13 protein-coding genes and 1 tRNA gene are annotated in these 21,999 nt (G+C 42.2%); 6 read left to right on the top strand and 8 right to left on the bottom strand.

Features of this window, described 5'->3' with window-relative positions:
• Positions 1-3: 3 nt before the first annotated feature.
• On the top strand, positions 4-606 hold the full coding sequence (locus tag C7Y71_RS01775; RefSeq protein ID WP_111897775.1) for a 7-carboxy-7-deazaguanine synthase QueE: 603 nt from the start codon (positions 4-6) through the stop codon (positions 604-606).
• Between the two features lie 82 nt (positions 607-688).
• Positions 689-761 (top strand) — tRNA-Thr (locus tag C7Y71_RS01770).
• Positions 762-875: 114 nt separating this feature from the next.
• Here C7Y71_RS01770 and C7Y71_RS01765 read toward each other — a convergent pair.
• Entirely contained in the window at positions 876-3,920 is a 3,045-nt protein-coding gene (locus C7Y71_RS01765) for an endonuclease (RefSeq protein ID WP_111897776.1), read from the bottom strand.
• 208 nt (positions 3,921-4,128) lie between these two features.
• A complete protein-coding gene (locus tag C7Y71_RS01760) occupies positions 4,129-6,813 on the bottom strand; it encodes an endonuclease (protein WP_111897777.1) in 2,685 nt (894 codons plus the stop codon).
• 187 nt (positions 6,814-7,000) lie between these two features.
• On the opposite strand from C7Y71_RS01760, the gene C7Y71_RS01755 reads away from it, so the two are divergent.
• The 4 genes from C7Y71_RS01755 to C7Y71_RS01740 all read left to right on the top strand — a co-directional run bounded on the left by C7Y71_RS01755 (position 7,001) and on the right by C7Y71_RS01740 (position 14,848).
• Entirely contained in the window at positions 7,001-9,631 is a 2,631-nt protein-coding gene (locus tag C7Y71_RS01755; protein WP_111897778.1) for a valine--tRNA ligase, read from the top strand.
• A 26-nt stretch (positions 9,632-9,657) separates the two neighbouring features.
• Positions 9,658-13,062, top strand: coding sequence for a beta-N-acetylglucosaminidase domain-containing protein (locus C7Y71_RS01750; protein ID WP_193215939.1), 3,405 nt, complete (start codon positions 9,658-9,660; stop codon positions 13,060-13,062).
• Between the two features lie 223 nt (positions 13,063-13,285).
• A complete protein-coding gene (locus C7Y71_RS01745; RefSeq protein WP_111897780.1) occupies positions 13,286-14,290 on the top strand; it encodes a class II fructose-bisphosphate aldolase in 1,005 nt (334 codons plus the stop codon).
• Positions 14,291-14,383: 93 nt separating this feature from the next.
• Positions 14,384-14,848 (top strand): hypothetical protein, encoded by a 465-nt coding sequence (locus C7Y71_RS01740; protein ID WP_111897781.1) that lies wholly within the window; start codon positions 14,384-14,386, stop codon positions 14,846-14,848.
• 210 nt (positions 14,849-15,058) lie between these two features.
• Here the strand turns inward: C7Y71_RS01740 and galK are convergent, their stop codons facing one another.
• The 6 genes from galK to C7Y71_RS01710 all read right to left on the bottom strand — a co-directional run bounded on the left by galK (position 15,059) and on the right by C7Y71_RS01710 (position 21,973).
• Positions 15,059-16,219, bottom strand: a complete 1,161-nt coding sequence (gene galK, locus C7Y71_RS01735; RefSeq protein ID WP_111897782.1) for a galactokinase — start codon at positions 16,217-16,219, stop codon at positions 15,059-15,061.
• A 28-nt stretch (positions 16,220-16,247) separates the two neighbouring features.
• Positions 16,248-17,549, bottom strand: coding sequence for an MFS transporter (locus C7Y71_RS01730; protein ID WP_111897783.1), 1,302 nt, complete (start codon positions 17,547-17,549; stop codon positions 16,248-16,250).
• 49 nt (positions 17,550-17,598) lie between these two features.
• Complete coding sequence (locus tag C7Y71_RS01725; RefSeq protein ID WP_111897784.1) at positions 17,599-18,687, bottom strand: aldose epimerase family protein; 1,089 nt, start codon at positions 18,685-18,687, stop codon at positions 17,599-17,601.
• Positions 18,688-18,924: 237 nt separating this feature from the next.
• Positions 18,925-19,785 carry a F0F1 ATP synthase subunit gamma gene (locus C7Y71_RS01720; RefSeq protein ID WP_111897785.1) on the bottom strand — a complete coding sequence of 287 codons (861 nt, stop codon included), beginning with the start codon at positions 19,783-19,785 and terminating at the stop codon, positions 18,925-18,927.
• Between the two features lie 16 nt (positions 19,786-19,801).
• Entirely contained in the window at positions 19,802-21,382 is a 1,581-nt protein-coding gene (gene atpA, locus C7Y71_RS01715) for a F0F1 ATP synthase subunit alpha (protein WP_111897786.1), read from the bottom strand.
• 48 nt (positions 21,383-21,430) lie between these two features.
• Positions 21,431-21,973 carry a F0F1 ATP synthase subunit delta gene (locus tag C7Y71_RS01710; protein WP_111897787.1) on the bottom strand — a complete coding sequence of 181 codons (543 nt, stop codon included), beginning with the start codon at positions 21,971-21,973 and terminating at the stop codon, positions 21,431-21,433.
• Positions 21,974-21,999 lie beyond the last annotated feature (26 nt).

The raw sequence follows: 21,999 nt of genomic DNA, 5'->3' as shown, positions 1-21,999 counted from the left end.
AAAATCTTGAAAATCAACGAGATTTTCTATTCATTGCAAGGCGAGGGGTACTTCAGTGGTGTCCCCGCCGTCTTCGTGAGGTTTTCCGGATGCAACTTGAAGTGCCCTTTTTGCGACACGCTTCATGAAGAAGGCAAAGAAATGTCTGTAGAGGAGATTGTATCGGTTGTATGCCAGTATCCCGCTCTGCATGTGGTACTTACAGGAGGAGAGCCGTCCTTATTTATTGACAGCCACCTGATAAAGGCTCTGCATGATAAGCAACGTTTTGTCGCAATAGAAACAAATGGCACACGTCTTGTTGAAGAAAAAGTGGATTGGATAACGCTTTCACCAAAATTAGGGCAGGCACAAAACGCGCAAATCCAGCAAAATAAGTGTGATGAACTGAAATTAGTGTACCAAAATGACGAACAGATAAAGAGACTTATAAAAACACTTGAAGAGAGCAATTTTACATTCCCCAAACACTTATTCCTTCAGCCATGCGATACCGGAATATCTGCGAAGAACCAGAAAATAATTGAAGATTGTGTATCCTTCTGCAAGTCAAACCCTCTGTGGCGTCTTTCTTTGCAGATGCACAAACTAATAGATATTAAATAGAATGAAACAGGAATAAATTCTTCTAAATTTATTGCCAATTATCAAAAACTAATTATCTTTGCACCACTTTTGAACAAAAGTTGCCGAAATAGCTCAGTTGGTAGAGCGACTCATTCGTAATGAGTAGGTCCGGGGTTCGAGTCCCCGTCTCGGCTCAAATGAAAATGCAATCTGAAAAGGTCGCATTTTTTTTGCGAAAATGGGGAATGCCTCGTTAAGGTCGGACATTCCCCATTTCTATAGGAGTGTTCTTTAATTAATTGCCAATGCTAATTGGTAGTTATTTCCTTTGTTTCACTCGTGTTGCCGTTTAGAATTCTGTTGACTAAATCTACAACGTCGCTCACATTGATCGTGTCGTTCTCATCAAAGTCTGCAGCAGGTTCGGAGAATGTTGCAACCATGCTGCCCAGTATGTAATTAACGAGTGTTGTAACATCTTCAACATTAACATCTCCATCAAGGTTGACATCGCCTAATAAGACTGTAAGGGTTGAGGGCGCACTTTCTTCAAGAACTTCCTTGTAAAGACAAACCGCCTTTTGGTTGCTACTTGCCTTGTAGGTAGCAAATCTCGGACTGGATGTGTTGTAGTTGATATATCTTGAAGTAAGACTATTGTTTTTAATAGTTGTAGTTTCTCCAATCGTGATGGTCCATTGTGATTTTGTGTCGGTGGCAGATGAACTTTCTGAAAGATAATTATTGTCGGTCGGGCATGAAAGATATACAGTTTGCTCATTATCCTGAAGTGCAAATGTGTAGGCATCAGCCTCACCAACAATAGTCAGAATCGTTGGCATGTCGCCAATTCCGTTTAAGTCAATGCTGTCATTGTTAATTGTAACATCAACTGCACCAAAATATGGCTTGTTGTTGTTTGAAAAGTATGCGCCAAGCGCTTTCGACCCTCCTTCATAGACAATCAAGTAATTGGCATCAAGTTCTAAGTCATCAGATGAAATTACTTTTGCATAAATACCAGTGCTGACCAGACTGCCGCTTCTTATCGTATATGTAGCCTCGCTGATGTTGCTGCTAACACCATCCTTCTCGGCAATGGCTTTCAAAGTGGTTGTAGAAGTCAGTGTTATGGCAGAAGTGTATGGTGTCGATGTCGTAGTCGGGTCGCTGCCGTCTGTAGTGTAGTATATGTTAGTTCCTGTTAATAAAGTTGTTAACGAAACGACCGTTCCGGAATTATAAGTTCCCGAAACAACAGAAAACTCGGGAGAACTCGGAATGACAGTGTAAGTCCCCTCTGTCATTTCTGAAACAAGTCCATCTATTTCTGTAATGGCACTTACAGTTGTAGTACCTAAAGGAAGCGAGATTGTGGTAGTGTAAGGTGTAGAGGTCTCGTCTGGAGTCGTGCCGTCAGTGGTGTAGAAAATGTTTACATCTGTTTCAGAACTGGTAATTTCTAATGACAGGGCATCCGTATAGGTCCCTGATGCCACAGATAAGGCTGGGGCAGTAGGTAATACCTCAAAACTTCCGGAAGTCTCTTCACTGGTAAGATCATTGTATGTGGCGTATGCAGTGTATTCATGAACTCCTGGATTGCTCAGCGTTATGCTTACAGGTGTAGTCCCTGTCTGTTCGGTGCCGCCTGATATGGTATAATGAATGGTAGCACCTGAAGTGGTCGATGCGATGCTTATGGCAGATCCCTTACTCATCGTTCCACCTGCAGGAGTAAAAACAGGAGCCTCTACAGTAGTGATTTCAGTAGAAGAACTGTTTTCTATCTGAACATAGAGTTGAACTGCTGTCTGTGAAGATGTGTAGCAAGCGAATCGTTCGGAGCCAGAAGAACTGTTGTATTGTAGTTTTCGACTGTTTTCGGCTTTATTCAGTATAGTTGTGGTACTTGCGCCAATAGAAATAGTCCATTTTTGATTGTCTGTGTCTGCACCGGCAGTAGTTTTTAGAGAATTACCACTTGTCCAAGACAAATAGTTTTCTCCGTTCATCAGAAGTGTCCAACTGCCTTCATTGCCACCAAGTGTCAGGATTGCTACATCTGAAATGGTACTCACGTCAATATAACCGTCTGATGTAAGTGTAGTTGCAACATAACCGAGAGCGCTACCCGCTGCACTTGAAGTCATGGTCATATTTTTTGATGGACAGAAAATTACATAATTCTTGCCGCTTACCAACTGGTCTGCATTGGTTACTTTTTCGAATAAGGTGCCGCTACCGGTTGTTGTTCCACCGCCGGTTTGGGTTATAGTATAGGTGGCGTTGACAGTCGAACTGGTTGAAGTGTCTTTCGTAGAGTAAGCCTGGATGGTGGTAGTTTCAGTTATAGTCAATGCAACGCTTGTATTGCTTGTCTGCCAGGTCGTTCCGCCGTCAGTACTATAATGAATAGTGGCTCCGGAGGTACGGCAACCAATCGTAACGGTCGTGCCTGAAGTTACGGCAGAACCAGATGCTATGGAGAAATAAGGTGCATTTATGGTGTTGCTCGATGTGCCGTACGGAGATGTGTAGTTGTTCAAATCCACGGAAGTTGAACTCAAATCGCCCCATACGTATTTCTCAAGTCCTTCGTAGTCAACAAACGGATTTCTGTTGCCCTGCAAGTTATATACCGCATTGTTACGGTCAATTTCTTTTTGGCTAACAGGATCTTCTTCTGCCCAACGAAGAAGCATGTCCTTTGCCCATGTTGCTAAAGCAGGGTATTTATTTCCCGAAGTCATGCCACCACTCCAATTACTTACCACATTTTCATAGCAAGTTACCATATAGAAATAAATTCGCGCAAAATCGCCTTTGTATTGGTCGTCGGGCTCAAACACTGTGCCTATATAGCCCAAGTCGCTGTTGGCAGGGCCAAGTTTGCTGAAGCCACCTTGACTTGAATAGGTCGGATTGTCTGTTTCTCCAAAAGGGAAATTGCTTCGCTTGCCATTCACAAAACCATCTGTAGGAACAACGTGCATCAAGTCGGTAACCATGGGGGCATCTTCGTTGAACCAACTCTTGGGGAACGAATGCTCGCGATTATACTTGTCGCCTTCAACGCTGTAACTTCCCGCCTGATCTGTGCCGAATGTATAATTTGTGGCACTGGAATACATATCCCAGACTTTGTCATCGCTACGCTTGTCTGTTGTCTTAAATGCAGTCCAAAGGTAGTTGTAAGATAGCGTGGTGTGGGTGTTTATAATATTATACAGCGCCGTCTTTAATGCCGACCCTGATTTTCCGTTTGCAGCGCTATAATAGCCGCTCGGGATTTGGGCAAGCAAACTTATGCTTATAAAATAAACAAAGGCTAATAAACCGATTTTCTTCATGATGTTTCTATTGTTGTTCTTTCTAGGGGTGTTCTATAAATTAGGCTTGAATGATTTTTGAGTTATTTTGATGTAGGTTTTGATTTAAGTTCGCAGGTGCATAGCGGGCTATGTACCAAGAACTTAGGTCAAAAGATGCACAAAAGAACTAAAAAAGCATCAAGACTAATCAAACTTGAATTCCTAATTCATAGAACACCCCTCTAAATTATTTTATAAATACTTTTTTACCATTAACAATGTAAAAGCCCTTTGTGGGTTTGTAAACTCGTCTTCCTTGCAGGTCAAAGTAGATGTGATTTGTTTTAGCGCTTATTATTGCATTATTTGCAATACCTGTTGGTTCTGTCTTTATTTCCTTGTATAATTGGATATCCTTCTGTGTACCTTTGTATGTGCTGAATCGAAGAGAATTCGATGCAGAGTTGTATTGTATCCAACGGTCATTTTGTCCGCTATAATTGCTCTTGATAAGAGCATTGCCTGACTCATCAAATGTTATTGTCCATTGTGCAGAGTTGTCAATTTCGTTTTGAACCTGTATGTAGTTCGCGTCTCTCTGGCATGCCATGTAGCCATTAGAAATAATTAATATCCATTCGTCCATTTTGCCTGCAAGTGTAACGATTGTGGCATCAGTATTTACTTCTTCGATAATGTTGCCTGATATATTCGCAACGCAAGAATTGAAATAGGTATTTGTGCCCGTGCCGGCAATGTCTCCCATCGTTATGTTGTCAGTTTCATAAACTATGAGGTATTTGCTACCAGAAACTAATTCATCCTTGCTTGTTATCTTCTTGTATAAAACATCACTTGTTATATCATCTTCATCTGTAATGATGTATGTTGCAGTAACCTCGTCACTCTCAAAACCATCTCTTTCTGCAATTGCTGTAATTGTAGTAGTACCAGGTTGCAATACGATAGCATCAGTATAGCCGAAACTATCTTCGCTTGGAGTTGTACCGTCAAGTGTGTAGTAAATGTTTACTTCTTCACTTGCAGTAATGCTTATAGTCATGCCTGTAGGATATGTTCCTCCTGCAAGTGAAAAACTTGGAGCACTTGGATAGATGTCAATATCCCAGTCACAAACATCACTCTTGTGTGAGTTAAGTACTGAATAGGCTTTTATGTTATATGAACCGATATTGTCAATAGTGAACGAACATGGGCTATTGCCGCTGACATATTCTCTTCCGTTAAATGAATAATAGATTGTAGCGCCTTCAGTGGCACAACTTAACGTAAATTCTGAATTAGGTGTCGGTTTTTCTGATGGATATGAAAGGGTGGGAGCGGCAACGATAGTGTCAGAAACAGGATTATCATTGTCTGAATTGACTTGTACATAAAGTTGTATGGCTGTCTGAGAACTTGTGTAGCAACGGAAGCATTGAACGTTGTTTGCTGCATTGTATTGCAATTTACGTTGGCTGTTGGCAGCATTTGTTATGGCAGTAGATTCAAAATTAGCCGAAATGTTCCAGCATGCGTTCTTTGACGATGAAGTACTGTTGGTAGTTAGTGAGTTGCCGCTCTCCCAGGCTAGATATTGCCCTGTCGATGTGCTCTTCAATGCCCAACCGTTACTTGTCTCTTCTAATTTAAGCGTACATACACCACCCATCTGACTAACATCTATATATTGCCCATCAAATGATGTGGTAACAGTTTTGAAGTCATTGTTTTCTCGCTCTGCCATGCATACCGTGCGAGTTGGAACGGAAATAATATATTTCTTTCCAGATACTAATTGATCGTTGGAAATAACTTTTTCATATAGAGAAGATGATATATTTGAATTGTTACCAACGGTGTAACTAACACTTGTCGTAGAACTTTTTGCGGTGCCATCCGTGGCATAAGCAAGAATGGTTGTAGATTCAGTAATAACAAAAGTAATAGGTGGAGTTCCACTGGACCATGTTTCTCCATTGTCAAAACTGTAATATATAGTAGCTCCATTAGGACCTGTTAGTATCACATTTGTTGCAGAATCTACCTGGCCAGAAGACACAGAAAATACAGGAGAAGACAAAGTGGAGCCTGGAATGTCGCCATAAGGAGATGTGTAGTTATTCAAATCTACTGAAACATTCTTCAGATCTCCCCAAACGTATTGCTCAAGTCCCTCATAATCAACGTACGGATTACGATTCCCTTGTATTTTATAAACTGCATTATTGCGGTCGATTTCTTTCTGGCTAACGGGATCCTCTTTTGCCCATCGCAGCAACATATTCAATGCCCATGTGCTGAAGCCAGGATACTTGTTGCCGCCGAGCATAGGAGATGACCAATTGCTTATCTGATTCTCGTAGCAGGTCAACATATAGAAATAAATACGAGCAAAGTCGCCTTTATATATATCGTTGGGTTCAAAAACGGTCCCGGAGTATCCTATATCCTTGTTGCATGGTCCTAATTTACTGAAACCTTTCAAACTTTTATATGTAGGATTACTCGTTTCCCCATAAGGGTAATTGCTGCGTCGTCCATTGATATAACCATCGGTAGGGACTATGTGATGCAAATCTGTGTACATAGGAGTGGCATCGTTGAACCAACTCTTGGGAAATGAATGTTCGCGATTGTATGAGTCAAGTTCGCCTGAATAAGAAGCACCTTGTTTGGAACCTCCAGGCTTGTATGCTGAAGAATCAGAGTACATGTCCCATATTATGTCATTGTGAACATCTGTTGTGAGAAATGCTGTCCACAAAGAAATATAACTCAACTCTGTATGATTGACAATACAACTGCTAAGTGCTGTCTTTAGTGTTGAGCCGCTTTTGTTGTTGGCGGATGAGTAGTAATTGTTAGGAATCTGTGAAGACAAATTGACACTACAGACAAGCAATATTACAATAACGCAGATTTTTTTCATGGTAAATATGTTGAATTTATTTTATTCTGCAAAGTAACATCTTATTTTAAGACTGACATAACTTTTTTTATGAAATTTAATCAATTTTAATATTTGTGTCAACCATTAAAAAATATCATTATTTCAATAAGTAGTTTGGGCTGTTTTTCGTAAATTTGCGAAAATTTCAAAAATCAAACACAAAATCATGGAATTAGCAACAAAGTATAGTCCGGAAGAAGTAGAGAAGAAATGGTATGCCTACTGGGAAGAAAACAAATTGTTTGCATCTAAACCCGATGGTAGAAAACCATATACTATAGTCATTCCTCCACCAAATGTGACGGGTATCCTCCACATGGGGCACATGCTCAATGAAACCATACAAGACATTCTGGTACGACGCGCGCGCATGGAAGGCAAAAACGCATGTTGGGTACCGGGAACAGACCATGCATCTATAGCAACAGAAGCAAAAGTGGTCAACAGGTTAGCAGAGCAGGGTATTAAGAAAACTGAACTCACGCGAGAAGAGTTCCTGAAGCATGCATGGGCATGGACAGAAGAACACGGAGGCATTATCCTCAAACAACTGAGAAGGGTAGGAGCAAGTTGCGATTGGGACAGAACGGCATTTACGATGGACGACGAGCGCTCAAAAAGCGTTATTAAAGTTTTTGTTGATTTATATAACAAAGGTCTCATCTATCGTGGTGTTCGTATGGTAAACTGGGACCCCAAGGCCCAGACGGCTCTAAGCGACGAAGAAGTGGTTTACAAAGAGGAACACAGCAAGTTGTACTACTTAAAATATATGGTAGAAGGCGACCCGGATGGGCGTTATGCCATTGTTGCCACTACACGTCCTGAAACCATTATGGGAGATACGGCAATGTGTATCAATCCAAACGACGAAAAGAATACATGGCTGAAAGGCAAGCGCGTTATCGTACCACTGGTGGGACGAAGCATACCTGTCATAGAGGACGACTACGTAGACGTGGAATTTGGTACAGGCTGTCTGAAGGTAACACCTGCACACGATGTCAACGACTATATGCTTGGCGAAAAGCACAATCTGCAAAGCATTGATATATTCAACGATAACGGAACGCTTTCCGAATCTGCTGGACTTTATGTAGGAATGGATCGCTTCGAGGTCAGAAAGCAAATAGAAAAGGATCTCGCTGATGCAGGACTGTTGGAAAAGATTGAAGACTATACCAATAACGTAGGGTTCAGCGAACGTACAAACGTGCCTATTGAGCCGAAATTGTCAATGCAATGGTTCCTTAAGATGAAGCATTTTGCCGACCTCGCGCTGCCACCGGTTATGAACGATGAAATAAAATTCCATCCTGCAAAATACAAGAACACCTATCGTCATTGGCTGGAAAACATCAAGGACTGGTGCATCAGCCGGCAACTCTGGTGGGGACACCGAATACCTGCATACTATCTGCCTGAAGGTGGTTATGTAGTTGCAGAAACAATCGAGGAAGCCCTGAAACTTGCTCAAAAGAAAACGGGTAACGTAAATCTCAAAGCAGAAGACCTGAGACAAGACGAAGATGCACTCGATACATGGTTCAGTTCATGGCTGTGGCCAATATCACTCTTCAATGGCATTTCAAATCCAAACAACGAAGAGATAAATTATTATTATCCCACCAGCGACCTCGTAACAGGTCCAGACATTATTTTCTTCTGGGTAGCACGTATGATCATGGCAGGATACGAATATACAGGAAAGATGCCTTTCAATAATGTGTATTTTACGGGTATCGTCCGCGACAAGTTGGGACGGAAAATGTCGAAGCAACTTGGCAACAGTCCCGACCCCCTCGAACTGATTGACAAGTTCGGGGCAGATGGTGTGCGTGTAGGCATGATGCTCTGTGCACCGGCGGGAAATGATATTCTCTTCGATGAAACACTCTGTGAGCAGGGACGAAATTTCTGTAACAAAATATGGAATGCTTTCCGACTCGTGAAAGGATGGCAGACTGCTGATGTTCAGCAACCTGAAACAGCAAGAAAAGCAGTGGAATGGATGAGTGCCAAAATAAGGAAAAGCGCAGAAGAACTGGACGACCTTTATTCAAAGTATCGCATAAGCGAAGCGCTAATGCTCGTCTATCGCCTCTTCTGGGACGAATTCTCAAGTTGGTATCTTGAAATGGTAAAACCTGCGTATGGACAACCTGTTGACAATGAAACATATATAGCAACACTAAATATCTTCGATAATCTGCTGCATCTGTTGCACCCATTCATGCCCTTCATCACTGAAGAACTTTGGCAGCATCTCTATGACAGAGAAGATGGCGAAAGCATTATGGTCAGTCCGCAAAATATCGGAAAGCCCGAAGAGAAGGATAATCAAATGCTCTCAGAAATGGAGCAAGTAAAGAACATAATCAGCAGTGTAAGGGCTGTGAGAAATCAAAGGAACATCGCTCAAAAGCAAAAACTCAACATCGAAGTAGTAGGAAACAATACTTTCGCAAAATATGACGATTTGGTCAAAAAAATGGCGAATGTTGAAAACATCTCTGTCGTGAATGCAAAGAGTGAAGGAACTTCTGCTTTCCTCATAGGTACTTCCGAATATGCCGTACAACTCGGCAATCTTATAGATAAAGAGGCAGAAATTGCAAAAGCAGAAGCAGAGTTGAAGCACCTTGAAGGTTTTCTCGCAGGTGTAGAAAAGAAACTCGCAAATGAACGCTTTGTGCAGAATGCACCGGAATCTGTCGTCGCATTGGAGAGGAAAAAGCAGAGCGATGCAAAGACTAAAATAGCAGCACTCAAGGAAACGCTTGCTGCATTAAGATAAATCACAAAAACTGTTTAAAAATGAAAATGAAAAGATTATTCTTAGCTGCAATGACATGCGTCATCAGCCTCTTTGCATTCGGACAAAGCTATTCGATTTATCCGATACCGCAAACACAAAACTTGCAGGATGGGACGGTTTCGCTCTCTTCGACAGTGAACATCGTGTGCGAGTCGGGAATAGACAATTATACAAAAGACCGAATAAAAAGCATTTTGTCAGAAGCAGGTGTGTCTGCTGAAATCAGCAGTTCAGCAGTCTCTGGCATGACTAATATCTATCTCGGTGTCAATGGCTCAAATGAAGTAGCCGATAATCTTGTCTCTACCCGTGGATTGAACAGAACGGTCTTCGGTAAAACAGATAAGTATGACAAACATTTATTGTCGCTAAGAAATCAAGACGGACAGGCTGAACTCATAGTGCTCGGCGAAAATACTGATGCCACATTCATGGGGCTCGCCACCTTTGAACAAATGCTTGACAACGGAACCGAAAACTTGCGGTGTGTGAATATTTATGACTACGCAGACCAGCAGAGTAGGGGGCTTGTTGAAGGTTACTATGGTTATCCTTACAGCGTCTCAGTCAAGAAGGATATTTTCAAATTTATGATGCGCTATAAGATGAATACGTATCTTTATGGTGCGAAGAGTGATCCATATCATTCCAATAATTGGAAAGATGCTTATCCTGTTTCTATTACAGAACAGCAAGAAAAGAACGGATGGCTTTCTCAAAATATGGTAAAAGAACTGACAGAAGAGGCGCACAAGACCAAAGTTAACTTTATATGGGCGATTCATCCCGGAAACAATTTCCTCAACAGCTCAACAGTTGTCAATGACATCATGGCTAAATTTGACTTGATGTACAAACTCGGGGTGCGACAATTTGCTATATTTGTGGATGATGTTGGCATACCTAACTCTGAATCTGGATATGCGCTGAATGCAGAAAGACTGAATGCTGTTCAACAGGCAATAGAACAAAAGTACAATAAATCCACTGCGGCACCGGCTGACACTGTTAAGCCACTCCATTTTGTGCCACAGATTTACTGTACCACATTTTCCAGTTCAGAAGAACAGAGACAAGGATTTTTTACTGCTCTTGCAAATACTCCACAACACATAACTATATATACTACCGGATGGGGAGTGTGGAGTATTCCAAACTCCTCTGACCTCAATCAGGTAAAGAAATATCTTGGGAGGAATGTCGGTTGGTGGTGGAATTATCCATGTAATGACAATGCTGACGGTCAGATATATACAAAGGATATGTATTCAAATTTCTATGACATGCCGAGTGTATCAAACAATGGAAGCCTGCCTGCAACTCTTGAAAATGGTATAGGTATTGTTTCCAATCCTATGCAAGAGGGCGAACTTTCAAAAATAGCACTTTTCAGCGTTGCAGATTATGCTTGGAATACAGCCAAGTTTGTTAACAGTACAAGTTACAAGGCTGCTGTTAAGGCTGTGGTAGGTAAGGAAAATGCAGAAGATTTCGAGTTCTTGGCTGACTATCTGCGTTACAACGACCCCTCTGATTTTTCCACTATGATGAACAGTTCCAAATCTGCCATTCAGAAAGGAATATCTAATACATATCTTGTTAATCTGAAACAAAGACTTGAAAGAATAAATACCGCCTGTGACAAATTCATAGCATTTGAAACATCTGAAAAAGAGTCTGACCGACTTTTCTATCAAGACATTGCACCATGGCTGCAAAAGCTGAAAACAATGACCTCTAATTCATTGAAGCTTATAGAAGTTTCGCAAACAACAGGCGATAGAGAAACGAGGTGGAATGAATTTATAGCTGCTAATAAAGAGCTCGAAGCGATATATACCGATACAAAGTACATAGCCTATGCTTTAGAAGGAATGGGTAGCGGCATATCGGTGTCACAACGTGTTTCCCAACCGTCAGAACTGTATTTCAAGAAATTTGTGGCCTGGTTGCAGGAATACTGCATGGACAATTATTTTGAGAATGGCTTACCAACAGGGCGACAGGCAGTAACTAACCTGACAGGTATAGAAGCAAAAGCAGTACGCGCAATGTATGCAACTACGACAAACAGCTATTATCTGAATATCACTTCAACGGTTGTTCTGAACAAAGGCAATTATATCGGAATAAAGTTGCCCGATGCAACTAAAATATCATCTTACATTCTGAATGATACACTGCTCGCAAATTATACAGTAAAAGTGTCAGAAAACTTCAAGACATGGCGAACCATCACATCTGCCGAGGAACTCAAAGAAGGATTCATCAAGTATATAATCTTCGAGAATGATGGAGAAACTCCTAAAACGATGAAGATGTCTGCAAGGACTTTCTCCGTTACTCCATCTTCAACAGCAAAGATAAGTCAGGTTGAAGTCCCGTCTGGTGGTAATGCCAGCGGAACTTCATTGAGCAGCTTGACCGATGGCGACTATACCTCATGGTGGTCATTAAACAGAAATCAAGCAACTGGCGATGCCTACGTGTTGACACTCGAAGACACCACCCGTCTTAGCGATGTGAGAGTATGTTTCGGAACAGTCAACAACGACTATCCGTATGGAGCAAAAGTCCAGTTTTCCACAAATAAGACAGATTGGAAAGACTTGAAGATAAAAGGGACAAATACAACGACATTTACAATATCTAATGCTAATGCTGTCAAGTTCAATGACGAAATGACGTATTGCGATTTTGATGGTGAGGATCAGGCTGCGCTTTATGTACGTTTGTATGTCAGCAGTGCAAATACATCAAAATGGCTAAGACTTTTTGAAATTGAAGTCAACAAGCATTCGCTTGTTTTGCCTGTTGCAGAAGATGCAAATGGAAACGGATTGTTTAACTTGTATGACAGCAAAGCAAGTACAAAGGAAGGCTATGGTGGTTCACCCATCACTTATCATTTCATGCAAGATTATAAGGTCGCAGGAGTTTGCATCTATCAGGATGCATCAGTAGGTAGTAACGCAAGTGCCAGTGTAACAACCGACGGCAGCAGTTGGACGCGTTTAGGAAAATGCGCCACTGCAAATATTCAGATTATCGACCTGACGGGATACAATGACGCTTCAGACATAAAAATAGCATGGACCGGAACAGCGCCTTCAATCTATGAGATAGAAGAATATAAGGATACTTCTGAAGTTACAACCATAAAAACTTTCGCTATTAACTCAGATGCTCCAAGTTGGAAAAATGGAGAAAGTTTCATCTCTGTGTCAGGTAACTCCAAATTAAAAAATGTGGAATTATATGCACCAAACGGACAACTGATTCGCAAAACAAAACTCAATGGTGCAAGAGAATATGAAATAGCCAAGTCCGATCTTAGTGGAGGAGTTGTTATCGTAAAACTCACACGAGAAGATGGTTCTGTTTTTACAAGAAAATTTATTGTAAGATAGTAAAGGCAATCAATGTCTCCATTTATAGGATAATAGCCTGAACTTCTCCCTTTGTAGTTCAGGCTATTCCCCTTTTATTATGCGAGGTCTATAGTAGGTTTTGATATATTTTGACACCAAATTTGGTTCGAAATATTTAAAATCGATTTATTCTTTTTATAATTTCAAATTTAAATACTATTTTTGCAATAAGAATATCAAACATTTTTATTTTTTCAAATCTATGGTAAATTATAAAGATTTAGGCCTTGTGAACACCCGCGAGATGTTCAAACGTGCCATCAATGGCGGCTATGCTATTCCCGCCTTCAACTTTAACAACATGGAGCAGCTCCAGGCAATTATCAAAGCATCGAGCGACAAAAAGTCTCCTGTAATCCTACAAGTATCGAAGGGTGCGCGTGCATACGCTAACGAGACTCTCCTGCGCTACCTCGCACAGGGCGCTGTAGAGTATGCAAAAGAACTCGGCTGTGAGCATCCCGAAATCTGTCTGCACCTCGACCATGGCGACAGTTTCGAGATTTGCAAGAGTTGCGTTGACAGCGGTTTCTCAAGCGTTATGATCGACGGCTCCTCACTTCCTTATGAAGAGAACGTTGCACTTACAAAGAAGGTAGTTGAATATGCTCACCAATTCGATGTTACAGTAGAAGGTGAACTCGGTGTACTTGCAGGTGTTGAAGACGAGGTTGTTGCAGAAGAATCTCACTACACACAGCCAGAAGAGGTGATCGACTTCGTTACACGAACTGGTTGCGATAGCCTCGCAATCTCCATCGGTACAAGTCATGGCGCTTACAAATTCAAGCCAGAACAGTGCACGCGCGACCCGAAGACTGGTAAACTCGTTCCTCCTCCTTTGGCATTCGACGTGCTCGATGCTATTATGGAGAAACTTCCAGGTTTCCCAATCGTACTCCACGGATCAAGTTCTGTACCACAGGAATATGTGGACATCATCAATGCCAATGGCGGTAAATTGCCCGATGCAGTAGGTATTCCAGAAGAACAACTCCGTAAGGCATCAAAGAGCGCTGTATGCAAGATTAACATCGACTCCGACAGTCGTCTCGCATTCACAGCCGCTGTGCGCAAGGTCTTCAATGACAAACCGGGCGAATTCGACCCACGCAAATATTGCGGACCAGCACGCGACCTGATGTATGACCTCTATTGTCATAAAATTACTGAAGTACTCGGTTCAGACAACAAACTCGCAGAATAAAAGTTTTAGTTAACTGATACAATTATAGTCGCACTCCATATTTTTTGGAGTGCGACAGATATTTTATTAAATCCTTTTAACAAATTTCAAATTATGAAAAAATACGTACCCTTTTTAATATTAATTCTAATGCCTTTGACTCTATTTGCTCAAAGAAAATATCCTACAGGTGTAACTCCATATACATTACAAATGATGAATCAATATGCAGATAACAATGAAGGGTATAAAGCTGAATCTATATTAAGAAGTCTTGGATACAAACAAACTTCATATCAAGCAGAATTTATTGGTAGCACTACGACTTATATAAGAAATACGCGAGATGGCTTCGGAAGTGAAATACATTGGTCAATAGGAACTGGTTTATGCCATAACTTTTCTGTGAAATTTTTCACATCTAAAGGCTCCAATTATTTTATAAACCTACTTAAACAATCTAAATACAAATTACACTATGAAAACGGAAATAAAATATGGAGGCAATCTGGAAACTCTCGTCTTTGTGACATTGGTCAATATGGCAGACAATTCACTATTCTAACTTATTGTGCATAGAAGACTATAGTACAGTTTAGTTTTTAAGCGACTTATATCGTCCTGTTATAGTATGTTTTTATTACTGTTTACAGAATAAAATACTTGACCGAGAATCCGTGATGTTACGGCTCCGTAGGATGGTTTGTTCTCCTTGGAACTGACATAAAAAGTACACCCCGAAGAAATTAGAAATCTTCGGGGTGTTTGTTATGTAAGTATGAAAGAATATTAGCAGAGTTTGCGGGCACCATCACCAATGACAACGTCAATGACGATAGGCTTCTTGCCGTACTTCTCTTCGAATTTTTCTACTACAACCTTCTTGAAGTTAGGAGCCAGTTCGTCAGCAACGAGGTTGATGGTGCAACCACCAAAGCCGCCGCCCATGATGCGTGAACCTGTTACACCGCACTCCTTAGCCACATCGTTAAGGAAGTCGAGTTCTTCGCAACTAACCTCGTATTCCTTGCTGAGACCATAGTGGGTGTCGTACATCATCTGACCTACCTTCTCGTAGTCATCGATTTCGAGGGCTTCGCAGACTGCAAGAACGCGAACTACCTCACCGATGACGTAGCGTGCGCGCTTGTATTCTGCACCTGTGATTTCGTTTTTCACTTCGTCAAGCATCTCCATCGTTGCATCGCGAAGACTCTCAACTTCAGGATGTTTTTTGGCAATCACCTCTGCAACGTGTTCGCATTGCAGGCGGCGCTCATTATAAGGAGAACCCTTGAGTTCGTGCTTCACGCAACTATTTACGAGTACGAGTTGGTAGCCTTTTGGATGCCAGGGGAAATACTCTATCTCACCGCTGCGGCAGTCCATACGCATAAGATGACCGGCCTTACCGAGGCAAGAAATCGCCTGGTCCATAATACCACAGTTTACACCGATGTACTTGTGTTCTGTGCGCTGACCTACAAGCGCCAGTTCCATGCGCTCAATCTTGTTCTCGCCGAAGAGATCATTGATAGCAAAAGCGTAAGTGCTTTCAAGGGCTGCAGAACTACTCATACCTGCTCCGAGAGGTACGTCACCGGCAAAGGCTGTGTTGAAACCTTCTACGGGAACACCAAGAGCCATCATTTCGCGGCAAACACCATAGATATAGCGTGCCCAAGTGGCATTAGGCCCTTTCTCGTCATCGAGTGAGAACTGAACACGATCCTTGAGGTCAATGCTGTAGGCATCAACGTTGCGAGTGCCATTAGGTTTAATCTCGGCAATCATTCCTTGTTCTACGGCGCCAGGGAATACATAACCGTTGTTATAGTCAGTGTGCTCACCAATGAGGTTAATTCTACCGGGAGCGGTATAAACAGAGCCAGTCTGACCGTCGAAATGCTTGATAAAACGACTGCGAACGTCTTCGATTGTTAATTTCATGATAAATAAGTTTTATATAATTTCTATATTATTCTTTTTCTTCTTCACGTTTTGTTACGCGGCTGCCAATGAGAGCGTAGAACAAAATGTATGCAGCGCATGCAACAACTACCCAATAACTCTGGATGTAGCCAACAGCATCAGCAACGGTAGCCTGGATGAACATCATCACTGCACAGCCAAATACCATTGTCATAAAGATACCAGAAGCGATGGCTGTGTATTTACCAAGTCCTTCCACTGCCATATTAAAGATAGCACCCCACATTACGCTGGTGCAAAGACCAACGAGCAAGAATGCAAAAATGCCGAGAGGAATGTCGGACCAAACTATCTTCAGTTGTCCCCAATCAACACCTGGGAATGGAACGAGGACCGTATCAGGGGCAAACATACCGAAAAGTACCAAGCAGAGTGTAGCAATGCTTACTGTGGTAACCATGGCACGGCTGCTGACTTTGTTACCGATAGCAGCACCGGCAAAACGACCGATAAGCATCATGAACCAATATACGGCAACAATCATACCAACGGTTGCTGCTGGAATGTGCAGACGGGCAAATGTCTCAGGTGCATTAAGATATTGCTGAACAAAGTTGGGAACACCTACTTCAATTCCCATGTAAAGGAAAATTGCAAGTGCGCCGAGAGCAAAATGACGATAACTCATAGCGCCTTTTACAAGTTCCATCTTGACAGGGGCTTGTTCAGGTTCTTCAATCCTCGTGAAAAGGATAACTACAAATGCAACAACGAAGATTGCGAGTGCAATCAGCAACGCAGGAGTGGCATCCGAAATCTTGGCCTTTGTGGCATCTGCAATCAGAGCACCCATAAGGATGTAGCAGCAAACTGCAGCGGTACTGTTGAACACACCGCCAATCTGAATCAGTTGGTTACCCTTGTTGCCACCGCCACCGAGAAGGTTCAGCATTGGGTTTACAACGCAGTTCAGAATACACATTGTCAAACCGCTGATAAATGCACCAAGCAAGTAAACGCCAAATACAACGCCAATATTAGAACCGTCACCTGCATCAATGAGACCACTGCACCATTGAATAAGGATACCGATAATGCCCACTACGAGACCGATAAGAGCAGTCTTTTTGTAGCCAAATTTAGCGATGAGCATACCTGCAGGAATACCCATAACCAAATATGCTACAAAGTTTCCATAGTTACCAATCTGAGCCAGAACATTAGAAATCTCACCCTGGTTCTTGATGATAGTCGCCATCGGCGTACAAAGGTTCGTTACGAACGCAATCATAGCAAAGAGTGCAATCATTACGATTATCGCTCCCCACTGTTTTGTTTTTTGTGCCATTTGATTTTTTGTTTATTTATTAATGTTTATAGTTTTGATAATTCTGCGATTATTCAGTTGTAGTAAACTTGTAAATAGTCTTTTGCGTGTAAACCTCACCTGGGCGGAGTACTGTGCTCGGGAACCAAGGATGGTTGGGACTGTCGGGGAAGTGTTGCGCCTCGAAACAGAGTGCAGAACGACGGGGGAATGTAGCACCATGCTGACCTTTGTAGCCATCAGCCCAGTTGTCGCTATAGAACTGAACGCCTGGCTCGGTGGTGTATACTTCCATCACGCGACCACTGACAGGTTCTGTTATACGAGCCGCGAATGACAATTCTCCGGGCTCTTTCTTGTTGAGCACAAAGCAGTGGTCATAGCCTGCGCCGTTTTTGATTTGTTCATCGTTCGGGTCGTCAATTCGCTCTCCAACAGGGTGGGGGGTAGTGAAGTCGAATGGCGTGCCTTTCACACTGCGGATTTCGCCAGTAGGTATCGAGGTGTCATCGATAGGTACAAAGAAATCTGCATTGATTTCGCAAAGAATGTCATCGCAAACGGGAGTAGGATTGGCTATGCCTGCCAAGGAGAAGAAACCATGATGTGTCATGTTGACAACTGTCTTCTTGTTGGTTGTACCGCGATAGTCTATTACGAATTCATTGTCGTCTGTAAGGCGGAACATCACATTCATGTGTAGTTCTCCGGGGAAACCTTCTTCATAGTATGCTGAAATGTATCGCATTACCACACAATTGGGATTTACTTGCTCTGCATCCCATACACGAGCATGGAACCCGGTTGGACCACCATGTAGATGGTTCGGACCGTTGTTGATGGCAAGATTTCTCTCTTTGCCATTCAAGGTGAATTTACCTCGCGCAATGCGGTTACCATAACGTCCTACCAATGTACTGAGGAATGGTTCGGGAGAGGAAATGCAATCTTCAATATTGTCATGCCCTTGGATAACGTTTGCCATATTGCCGTTTTTATCAGGCACCATGATGGCTACAACGCTACCACCATAATTAGTTATGGCAATCTCTACACCATTTTCGTTGTTTAGGAAAAATAAATCAGTTTGTTTTCCATTGATGACTTTCTGAAAGTCTTTTTTACACAATCCGCTGACGGATTTAGTTTCGTTTTCCATGGAGTTGTTTTTTATATAGTTTGTTTAACAATCTGTTATTGTAACTTATTGAAGAAATGTATTTGTCACATTTTAGGTGGCAAAAGGTCATTCTTTCATTTCATACGCAAATATGCAAAGAAATTCTGATATTTCAATAACTTTCTTTATGAAAAACAAAAAAAATATTTCGTAACGATATAAAGCAACAAACGGTTGGCGAATTGCCAACCGTTTGTTAAAAAGAAAAATTGCAAATTAACGCATTTGACCTCCCACAATATCAAGGAGTTCTGTGGTAATTGCTTGTTGACGCGTCTTGTTGTATGTCAACGTTAACTCTTGAAGCAACTCATCGGCATTGTCTGTCGCTATTTGCATAGCGATGACGCGAGCAGCATGCTCGCTTGCCAGACTGTCTAATAGTGCCGTATATAATTTTAGGTGAAGCACTTTAGGTATGAGTTCTTCCACGATAGCCTCAACAGAAGGTTCTACAATGTAGTTGGGAGTCGCACCAGCACCATTATTTTTTAATTCAATGGGCAAGAATGTCTCTTCTGTAAGGATTTGGCTTGCAGAACTTTTGAAATGATGATAGATAAGATCCACTTTGTCAATCTCGCCATCACAATACATGTTCATCAATTCTGCCGATATGTTCATAGTAGAACTGTATGAAGGATGGTCCATCAGTTTGGAATAATCAGGCAGACCGTTATCCCAAATCTTTTTTGTGGCATCCAATCCTTTCTTTCCGAGTGGAATAATCTTTACAACTTCAACACCTTTCTGCTTGTACGATTCAATTTTTTTCTTGAGTGCTTTGATGGCATTAGCATTAAAACCACCACACAGACTGGAGTTTGAAGTCAACAAAACAATAGCCACCTTCTTCACCTCACGCTTCTCGGCGTATGCAGAGGAAATTTCTCCTTCCAAACTGCCCACAAAGGTCGACATGATATTGTCCAAACGACTTTCGTAAGGACGCATATTTTCGATAGATTGCTGAGCACGATGAAGTTTTGATGATGCTACCATTTTCATCGCACTTGTAATCTTGCGTGTGTTGTTTACAGAGGCTATTCTGTTTTTTACTTCCTTTAAGGAGGCCATAAGTCTTTGTTAAAGATTACTTATATTGTTCTGCCAGATCAGCAGCAACTTTCTCAATAGTTGCGCAAACCTCATCTGACAACTTTCCTGATTTGATTTCTTCCAGTGCGGAGGCATTATTACTACGCATGATTTGCAGGAAGTTTGTCTGGAAATCGCGGACTTTATCGAGTGGAACGTCCTTCATCAGGCCATGAGTACCGCAATAAAGAATGGCTACTTGCTCTTCCACTGCCATCGGACTGTATTGAGGTTGAATAAGCAGTTCGTTGTTCTTGCGTCCACGGTCAATGGTCATTGCTGTTACAGGGTCCATGTCGCTTGCAAATTTTGAGAACGACTCCAATTCGCGATACTGTGCCTGATCTATCTTCAATGAACCAGCCACTTTCTTCATACTCTTGATCTGAGCAGCACCTCCCACACGTGATACTGAAATACCTACGTCGATAGCAGGACGCGTACCGCTGTTGAAGAGGTTCGTGTCAAGATATATCTGACCATCTGTAATTGAAATCACGTTCGTGGGGATGTAAGCAGACACGTCGCCAGCCTGTGTTTCGATAATAGGCAGTGCTGTTAGTGAGCCGCCACCCTTAACCTTGCCTTTCATGCATTCGGGCAGGTCGTTCATCTTCTCGGCAACTTCTGTCTGGTTATTGATACGTGCAGCACGCTCAAGAAGGCGTGAGTGAAGATAGAAAATATCGCCTGGGTATGCTTCACGTCCAGAGGGACGACGAAGGATGAGGGAAACCTCACGATAGGCTACAGCCTGTTTTGACAGGTCGTCATAAACCACGAGAGCATTAAGTCCTCTGTCCCTGAAATATTCACCTATGGCAGCACCTGCGAAAGGTGCGTAGTATTGCAGTGCAGCGGGGGATGCTGCCGTTGCTGCAATAACTATAGTATAGGGCATCGCACCATGCTCTTTGAGTGAATTGACTATGTTGGCTACTGTTGAAGCCTTCTGGCCTATTGCTACATATATGCAATACACAGGGTCGCCGTTTTCATAGTTTTCTTTTTGATTGATGATGGTGTCGATGGCTATCGCTGTCTTACCTGTCTGACGGTCGCCAATAATCAATTCGCGCTGTCCACGACCAATTGGAATCATCGAGTCAACTGCTTTAAGACCCGTTTGCAAACCGGTGTCCACAGGCTGACGATATATCACACCTGGCGCTTTTCGGTCAAGAGGCATCAGGAATTTCTCTCCACCTATGGCAGGGCCGCCATCTAACGGCTCACCAATAGGATTGATGACACGTCCGAGCATCTCTTCGCTAACCTGAATGGATGCGACATTACCCGTACGTTTCACACTTTGACCTTCCTTAATGCCTTCCGAAGAACCGAACAATACAACACCAACGTTGTCTTGCTCAAGGTTCATCGCAACGCCCATTGTGCCGTTCTCGAACTCTACCAGTTCATTCTCGGTAACGTTGGTCAGGCCATATACGCGAGCCACACCGTCACCAATGGTAAGTACGACACCAACTTCCTCAAACTTAAGTTGGGTCTCAACGTCCTTCAGTTGTTGCAAGAGAACTTGGGACACTTCACTTGGTTTGATTGTATTTGGCATAAATTTGTTTTTTTGTTGATTAGTTTCTTGTGATATTCACAATTCATTCTATCTGCCTAACTCTCTGTGCAATTTGTTGAACTGACCGCGCACGCTGGCATCCATTCGATACGTGTCATATTCAAGGATGAACCCGCCTCCGATAGATGGATCTACACTGACTTCAAATTCAACTTTGCTTTGCGACAGTTTCTCCACGACTTCTTGCATTTTCTCTTGCAGCGCTTGACTGACTGGAGAGGCAACAGTAAGTTTACCTTTGATGAAGTTTTTGCCTTTCTGATACATATTGATGTATGAATTAGCAAAGAACATCATCATATCGGCACGTTTGTTTTGAGTAATTAACCTGACAAAACGACCGGAACTCTTGGAAAGTTTACCAGAAGAAGTACATGCATTCTCAAGCAACTCAACTTTTTGAGTATCAGAAACGGCAGGGTTTTTCAGCAGTGTCTGTAACTGCGGGAGTTGTATGAACGCCTCAGCAGCAGTCTGCATCTCCTTGTACACCTGCACTTCCTCCTTGTTTTCCGTTGCAAACGTAAGAAAAGCCTTTGCATATCGTGAAGAAGTTGTTCCTAAATCCATGTCAAAAATCTTTTTTATTATCAATT

The sequence above is a fragment of the Pseudoprevotella muciniphila genome, assembly GCF_003265305.2.
In the GTDB taxonomy this organism is placed as follows: Bacteria; Bacteroidota; Bacteroidia; order Bacteroidales; family Bacteroidaceae; genus Alloprevotella; species Alloprevotella muciniphila.
Note: the sequence above shows the minus strand (reverse complement) of the source record. Positions and strands in the feature narration are given on the sequence as shown.